General features: G+C 66.0%; 4 protein-coding genes and 1 pseudogene. All 5 read left to right on the forward strand.

Annotated elements, in window-relative coordinates:
• A partial coding sequence (locus QOC69_RS31165; RefSeq protein WP_526446369.1) for a LacI family DNA-binding transcriptional regulator occupies positions 1 to 947 on the forward strand: 947 nt, incomplete at its 5' end.
• Positions 948 to 1011: 64 nt separating this feature from the next.
• Positions 1012 to 2283, forward strand: coding sequence for a threonine/serine exporter family protein (locus tag QOC69_RS31170; RefSeq protein ID WP_526446370.1), 1272 nt, complete (start codon positions 1012 to 1014; stop codon positions 2281 to 2283).
• A gap of 135 nt (positions 2284 to 2418) precedes the next feature.
• On the forward strand, positions 2419 to 2703 hold the full coding sequence (locus QOC69_RS31175; protein ID WP_526446371.1) for an SDR family oxidoreductase: 285 nt from the start codon (positions 2419 to 2421) through the stop codon (positions 2701 to 2703).
• 423 nt (positions 2704 to 3126) lie between these two features.
• A pseudogene (locus QOC69_RS31180) lies at positions 3127 to 3501 on the forward strand (AAA family ATPase); the annotation flags it as partial.
• 15 nt (positions 3502 to 3516) lie between these two features.
• Positions 3517 to 5770, forward strand: a 2254-nt coding sequence (locus tag QOC69_RS31185; protein ID WP_526446372.1) for a LuxR C-terminal-related transcriptional regulator, incomplete at its 3' end; no start/stop codon positions are given.

The raw sequence follows: 5770 nt of genomic DNA on the forward strand, positions 1-5770 counted from the left end.
TCTCGCACGTGCTCAACGGCACGCGCAAGGTCAACACCGCCACGCGCTTGCGCGTCGAAGCGGCCATCGAGGAGACCGGGTACCGGCGCAACGTCGTCGCACGATCACTCGCGGCCGGGCGCACGCAGACGGTCGGACTCTCGATCTCCGCGTTGACGAATCCGTACTTCGGGAGCCTGGTTCACGCCGTGGAACGGGCACTGTCGGACGCCGGGTACGTGCTGATCGTCGGAGATTCCCACGACGACGTGGAATTGGAGAAACGCGTCATCGACTCGCTTCTGGACCGCCAGGTCGACGGGATGATCGTGGCACCCGCGGCCGGGTCGGAGCGTGCCACCCTCCCCGAAATCACCCGCACTGGAACTCCTCTGGTTCTGATCGACCGCCGTGTCGACGTCGGGAGCGATCAGGTTGGCCCGGAGAACTTCTCGTCGGCACGGTCGTTGACCGAGCACCTGCTCGACCTCGGGCATCGTCGGATCGCCGTCGTACGCGGCCTTGCCGGGATCTCCTCCACCACTGAGCGATTCGATGGTTACTCCACGGCGCTCGTAGAGCGAGGTATCGCGGTCGACGCCGCTCTGGTGCTCGACGGCGACTCCAGTATGGACGTGGCGGAACGCGAGGTGCACTCGCTGATGTCGGGTGAGAACCGGCCCACCGCGCTGGTGTCGTTGAACAACTCCATGACCATTGGAACACTCAAAGCCGTTCGCAGTCTAGGTTTGTCGATTCCGGCCGACGTGGCGTTCGTGTGTTACGACGACTTCGAATGGTCGGACCTCTTCGAACCCAAGCTCACCGCGGCGGCGCAGGACGTCGAGACGATCGGCGCCACCGCGGTCGAATTGCTTCTGCGCCGCATTCGGGGACAGGATGGCGCGCCGCAACGAATTCGCGTACCGACGACGTTCCACCATCGCAATTCGTGCGGATGCACTTAACGCTCACCGATAGGAATTTCGACCATGCCTCTGAGCCTGCGCCTCAACCTGGCAGAGTGACGCCGTGTCCGAAGACGACGACGCCGTCCGCGCCTTACTGGCCTACCTGGGCGCCGCGATGGTGGCGACGGGGCAGCCGGTCAGCGATGTGGAGGACGAGCTGGCTGGGGTGAGCGCCGCGCTGGGCTACCCCGACGTCCAGATCGCGGCATCGCCGACCGGGGTCATGCTGAACCTGGCCAGCGGCGCCGCCGCGACGTTCGAGTCGGTCAAGGGGGGACTGCGTCTCGACCAGGCCTCCGAGGTCCGGGCGATCCGTCATCGGTTGTCGCTGTCCACCCTCACGGTGTCCCAGGCCACCGAGGAGCTTCTCGAGCTGCGCCATCGCCCACCCCGCTATCCGCAGTGGTTGGCCAACCTCGGTTGGATCGCGATCGCCACGGGGATCGCTCTCATCCTCCAGCCCGGCGGCGCCAACGTCGCCTTCGCGGCCGTCGGGGCCGTCGTGGTGGTCGCCCTTTTCCGGCTGGGGCAGCGGTTCGGCCTGATCGCCACGCTGCTACCGACGCTTGCGGCCTTCCTTCTGGCGTGCGGGGTCTTCGCAGCCGCCAACGCCGACTTGCTGGACGGACCGCTGCGCACCCTGTTGCCGCCGCTCGCCGTGCTGTTGCCCGGCGCGTTGATCGTCACCGCGATGTCGGAGCTGGCCGCGGGCGACATGGTGGCCGGAGCGTCCCGGTTGATCTTCGGGCTGGTCCAGCTGCTCCTGTTCACCCTCGGCATCGTTGCGGCCAGCCACGTGATCACCGTGCCTGCAGCCGAATTGGCCAATCTCCGCGTCGACACACTCGGCTGGTGGGCCGCGCCGCTGGGGCTGATTCTGATCAGCATCGGAATCGGGGTCCTGGAGAGTCCGCCGGTGCGACTGCTGCCCTGGATCACCGTGGTCTTGATCCTCGCCTTCGCCGCCCAGAGCTTCGGACAGCACGTCGGTGGTGCAGTGCTCGGCAGCTTCCTGGGCGCGGTCGCCGCCAGCCTGGGTTCGTCGCTCGTCGAGGCCGTGCGTCCGAACCTGCCGCGGTTGGTGGTCTTCCTGCCGGCATTCTGGCTGCTCGTCCCCGGCAGCCTCGGTCTGCTCTCCACTACTGCCCTCATCACCAATCCCAGCGGTGGCGGGGCGAACGCATTCGGGGTGGCGACGGTGGTCTGTGCGATCGCGGTCGGGTTGTTGGTCGGCGCGGCCGTCGCTCGGTCCTTCGGCGGTGCCCTCAACAGGCTGCGGCGCGGGTATCCGCTGCGCGGACGCGGTCGGCCGGGCCGGAGCCTTCTGCGCTGAACGGCCTCATCCCTGGAGTAGATACTGCTACGCAGGGGTGAGGTGATGCAGATCGGCTCGGTGACGACCGCCGCCGTCGCGAACTGAGCCCAGCACACAGCACGGTGACTCGCTAAGGATGTGGAAGGAGAACTGATGCAGTCGGTGCTGGTGACTGGCGGAACTGGAAGACTGGGGCGGGCTGTGGTCGACCGCCTGGACAACTTGGGGTGTGAGGTGAAAGTACTCACTCGGCGCGTCCCGGGGCCCGGGGCTGCGATGGCGGCACAGTCTGTGGTCGGCGACCTGCGAACCGCCGAAGGGCTCGACGACGCTGTCCGTGGAGCAGGCGTGATCGTTCACTGCGCCACCGCCTATGGCAAGGGTGATATCGCCATGAGCAGTCAGGCGAAATCGCCACCGCCGCAGAGCTGTACGTAGTGGCGGTGCACCTTGACCCGGGTGAAGAAGTAGCCCTGGACCTACTGGACCATGCGCTCCACCCGTGATTTGCCCTGCGGATGCGCGGCCCTCGCGGGTTGGTGCGCTGCCGCGGTGCAGGGACGATCGGGGCAAACCCTGCTCCCATCGCCGTGGCGGGCGACAGTACACGAGCACGATCTGAAAGGCCTGTGACTCTCGCCGAGCATCAACGTGGCCGGTGAAGGATTATGAGCGGGTGATCGACCGCCGCGTTCGTCCTCAGGCGGAAGACCAGCCAGACAGTGCCGCCGCCATCCCCGGTTGGTTCGAGGTCGTCCACGACGAGTCCGCTCGCATCCACGCCGGAATCCCAGTTCTCGATGGGGTGATCAGTCGGTGACGACTTCGCGTCTTCAGGTCCGTCAGGCCGAAACCCGTGCAGTGGCCGAGTTTCTCACGACGGCCTTCACGGCACCGTCTGGGTTGGTCGTGGAGGGTGAACCAGGAATAGGTAAAACCACGCTGTGGCTTGCCGGCGTCGAGCGGGCACGTGAGCTTGGCTTTCAGGTGCTCTCGGCCCGGCCGGCTGCAGCGGAGTCGGCGCTGTCGTACTCATCGTTGGCCGACCTTCTGGGCAGCGTCGGCACCGCCGCCCGGTCCGAGCTGCCGGATCCGCAACGACTTGCGCTCGACCACATCCTGCTGCGAGCCGATGCGGGCGGCGCGCCGACTGACCCGCGAGCCGTCTCGGCAGCCCTGCTGTCAGTCGTGCAAGGGCTCGCGATCGAGTCACCGCTGCTCGTGGCGATCGACGACCTGCAGTGGGTCGACATGTCCAGCGTGCACGCGATCGCGTTTGCGGCGCGTCGGCTCGCTGGCCGGGTAGCAGTGTTCGCTACGACCCGTAGCGACCGTGACAGCGTCGGCGCGACCTCGTGGCTGCAACTGCCCACACCCGACGCCATACGTCGAATCTCATTGCGTCCGTTGAATATCAGTGGTTTACAGGCGGTAATCAGAGACCGTCTCGGAAGATCGTTCCCGCGGCCGACCATGCTCAGTATTCAAGAGGTCTCAGGCGGGAATCCGTTCTATGCCCTGGAGCTGGCGCGATCACTGGAAGGTCACATGCTCGCACCAACGTCCTTGCCCGCCTCGCTCGCAGAATTGGTGCGCGCCCGGGTCGGCAGTCTCGACCACGACGTACGCCATGCCCTGCTCGCCGTGGCCTGTTTCGCGGTTCCGACCGTAGAGCTAGTCGCTCGCGCCACGGGTACCGGCGCCGCTGACCTCGTAGCGCTGCTTGCGGGCGCAGAGAGCACCGGGATCGTTGAAATCGATGGTCAAAGCTTGCGTTTCACTCATCCGCTTCTCGCCCGGGGCGTGTACACGGACACACCCCCGGCGCTCCGTCGAGCGATGCACCAGAGACTGGCAGGCCTCGTCGAAGACCCAGAGTCACGCGCCAGGCATCTCGCGCTAGCCGCGACGAGCGCGACCCCTCCCACACTCGAGTCACTGGACGTCGCGGCCGAACTGGCGCGCAAGCGCGGAGCGCCGGCCGCCGCCGCCGAACTGCTCGATCTCGGCCTCGCATTGGGTGGTGAAACGCCCGAGCGTCAGATCCGTGCAGCAAGCCACCATCTCGGCGCCGGCAACCCCGGCCGAGCCAAGAACCTCCTCGAACAGGCCATCGCACACTCGGCACCCGGGGTGCTCCGCGCGCGTGCACTCATGCAGCTGGCTGTCGTCAACCTGTTCGACGACGGTCTGCAAGAAGGTGCAGCCCTGTTCGAACGTGCGTTGGGTGAGGTCGGCGGGGACTTCGCTCTGCGGGCTCAGATATTGGTCACGCTGTCGTTCGCTCTGCTGAACGAAGACCGATTCGCGGAGGCGGTCGACGAGAAGGTCGAGGAAGCCGTCGTTGCTGCCATGCGGTCCGGGGTTCCTTCGCTTGTCAGTCAGGCACTCGGCGCGCGCGCCATGATTCGATTCATTCAGGGCAAGGGTCACGATCAACCCGGCATGCGTCGTGCGCTGGAGTTGGAAGACCCCGATGCGAACATCGCGATCGTGTTTCGCCCGACCGTGCAAAACGCGCTGCTGTCAGGTTGGTCGGGGCAGCTCGACAACGCCCGAGACGCGTTGGTCTCCATCTGTCGCGGCTGTCTCGAACGTGGCGAGGAGAGTGAGCTCGTCTACCTGTCGTTTCACACGTGTCTCGTCGAGTTCTGGCTCGGAGAGTTCATCGAAGCCGGTCGGCGCGCGGAGGACACTGTTGAACGAGCGCGGCGGTTGGGCGGTGACATACCCCTGCTCGAAGCGTTGACGATGCGGGCGCTGGCAAGGTCGTACGCCGGTCAAGAGGCCGACGCCCGATCCGATTTGACCGAAGCCACTGCTGCCAGCGCACGCAGCGGTATGCACGCCATCGCCGAGTGGCCGGTGACCGTACTCGGCTTCCTGGAGATGTCACTGGGTAACTACGAGGCAGCGCTCGCCGCGCTCACGCCGCTGATGAGCAAGATCACTGCCACTCTTGCTTCGACGGAAATCATTGCCGGGTCATTCATTCCAGATGCCGTCGAAGCGCTGATTCATCTGGATCGGCTCCACGATGCAGAGCCCCTGATCGACCTTCTCGAAGGCAACGGCCGCAGACTCGACCGTCCCTGGATGTTGGCAGTCGGTGGACGGTGCCGGGGAATGCTTCTGGCCGCGCGCGGTGACATCGACGGGGCATACCGTGCCACCGAACAGGCCATGGTCGAACACGATCGGATTCCGATGCCCTTCGAACGCGCGCGCACCCAACTCCTGCTGGGCGGAATTCAGCGCCGGCAACGCCAGGAGCAGGCTGCCACGGTTTCTCTCACGGAGGCGTGGAGGGTATTCGAGCGTCTTGGCACGCCGCTCTGGGCCGCTCGCGCCCGCGCTGAAAGGAACCGCGCCGCCGATGCCACTCGCCGACCCGCGCTCACTTCGGCCGAGCAAAAAGTCGCGCGACTGACGGCATCGGGCATGACGAACGGCGAGGTCGCGGCGGCGCTGTTCATCAGTCCGAAGACCGTTGAGTTTCACCTCG

This window comes from Mycobacterium sp., assembly GCF_032162105.1.
GTDB lineage: Bacteria > Actinomycetota > Actinomycetes > Mycobacteriales > Mycobacteriaceae > Mycobacterium.

Excerpts from the sequence above, each read along its gene's own strand:
- QOC69_RS31175 (WP_526446371.1), top strand. The coding sequence starts at position 2,419 with ATGCAGTCGGTGCTGGTGACTGGCGGAACTGGAAGACTGGGGCGGGCT.